This is a genomic window from Bradyrhizobium sp. PRIMUS42 (assembly GCF_023006515.1).
GTDB lineage: Bacteria > Pseudomonadota > Alphaproteobacteria > Rhizobiales > Xanthobacteraceae > Bradyrhizobium.
Window position 1 is genome coordinate 1 of record NZ_JALBGZ010001018.1, and the last position, 1,673, is coordinate 1,673.

The following is a 1,673-nucleotide window of genomic DNA, read 5'->3' on the forward strand; positions in this document are numbered from 1 at the left end:
CTCGCAGCGAGCCGGCGGCGCCCCCGGCCCCGCCTCCGAAGCCGGCCGCGGAAAAGACCAGCTTTGAAAATCTCGAAGACGAGATGGCCTCGCTGCTCGGCCGTCCGAAGCCGTCTTCGTGAGGCTGCCGTCCCTCCCGCGTAGAGTTCTTTTCCTTTCTGTTCTGATCGGCGCGGCATCGGCAGCGATGCCGGCGCATGCGCAGGACATCAGCATCAATCTCGGCGGCGGCGCCGGCGGTGGCGGCGTCACCGAGCGCGCGATCCAGCTCATCGCGCTGCTCACCGTGCTGTCGATCGCGCCGTCGATCCTGATCATGATGACGTCGTTCACGCGCATCGTGGTCGTGCTGTCGCTGCTGCGCACCGCGTTGGGCACGGCGACCGCGCCGCCGAACTCGGTGATCATCGCGCTCGCGATGTTCCTCACCTTCTTCGTGATGGGGCCGGTGCTGCAGAAATCCTATGACGACGGCATCCGCCCGCTCGTCGCCAACCAGATCGGCGTCGAGGACGCGCTCCAGCGCGCCTCCGTGCCCTTGCGCGGCTTCATGCAGAAGAACGTGCGCGAGAAAGACCTCAAGCTGTTCCTGGATCTCTCGGGCGACCCGCTCCCGGCCACCCCCGACGATCTCGCCCTTCGCATCCTCGTCCCCGCCTTCATGATTTCCGAGCTGAAGCGCGCCTTCGAGATCGGCTTCCTGTTGTTCCTGCCCTTCCTGATCATCGACCTCGTCGTCGCCTCGGTGCTGATGTCGATGGGCATGATGATGCTGCCCCCGGCAACGATCTCGCTCCCGTTCAAGCTGATCTTCTTCGTGCTGGTCGACGGCTGGTCGCTGGTGGCAGGAAGCCTGGTGCAGAGCTACGGGGGATGAGGCGGGCGAGGGGAGCCCCGCCGGCACATCCGCTCCGCTCCCGCAAGGAGCCCCCCGCCCCCCTCCCCGTCATTGCCAGGAGCTCTTGCGACGAAGCAATCCAGGCTGCCGCCGCGGAAAGATTCCTGGATTGCTTCGCTGCGTCGCAATGACGGAGGATGTAGCGACGGCGCTCGCAATGACGGGGAATGCGGCACCGTCACGGACCGCTTCGAGGGGCAGAAAAAGCCCTAGCGCGTCATCTTGATCTGCCGCACGACCGGGATCGTGGGCAGCGAGCCGGTGTGGTCGCTTTCTTCCTTGGCCTGCGGCGAGCTAGGCGCGCGGGCGGTGGCGTCGGGGAAGCGCTGCTTCATCTCGCGCAGGAAGCCGTCGAGCGTATCGACGCTGGCCGCTAGCTTGGCGATCTCGGCGAATTCGGCGCTGGAGGCCGCGGCCGGCTTGCTGGCGATGTCGAAGGCGAGACGGTCGGCGCTCTCGCTCATCAGCGGCGCGTATTTCTCGCGGAAGCGCGACAGGCCGATCGAGTCGTCGGCGAGCGCATAGCCGACGGCGGCACGGATGATGTCGCTCTTCTCCACCGTGTTGAGCGGCTTGAAGTCGCGGAAGCGCTCGCCGTAATAGAGCTCGATCTGCTCGGCGGATTCGCGCCAGCGCCGGCCCGCCCAGAAGATGTCGGAGCGCAGGCGGAGCACTTCGCGCCCGGAGACGTTGGAGACGATGTCGAGCGCGAGGTCGTGACGGCCGACGTCGCTCTGCGCGCGCGCTTCCAGCAGCAGGCGCTGCTGCCTGAGCT

At 66.8% G+C, this 1,673-nt stretch carries 1 protein-coding gene and 2 pseudogenes; 2 read left to right on the forward strand and 1 reads right to left on the reverse strand.

The genetic code is table 11. The features are described 5' to 3' along the window. Together MOV75_RS36990 and fliP are read left to right on the forward strand one after the other, a co-directional pair. Positions 1–122: pseudogene (locus tag MOV75_RS36990) on the forward strand (flagellar biosynthesis protein FliO); the annotation flags it as partial. Continuing rightward, positions 119–877, forward strand: coding sequence for a flagellar type III secretion system pore protein FliP (fliP, locus tag MOV75_RS36995; RefSeq protein WP_246932086.1), 759 nt, complete (start codon positions 119–121; stop codon positions 875–877). The pseudogene MOV75_RS36990 and the gene fliP, both read left to right, overlap by 4 nt. 230 nt (positions 878–1,107) lie before the next feature. Here the strand turns inward: fliP and MOV75_RS37000 are convergent. Further along, positions 1,108–1,673, reverse strand: a pseudogene (locus MOV75_RS37000) (tetratricopeptide repeat protein); the annotation flags it as partial.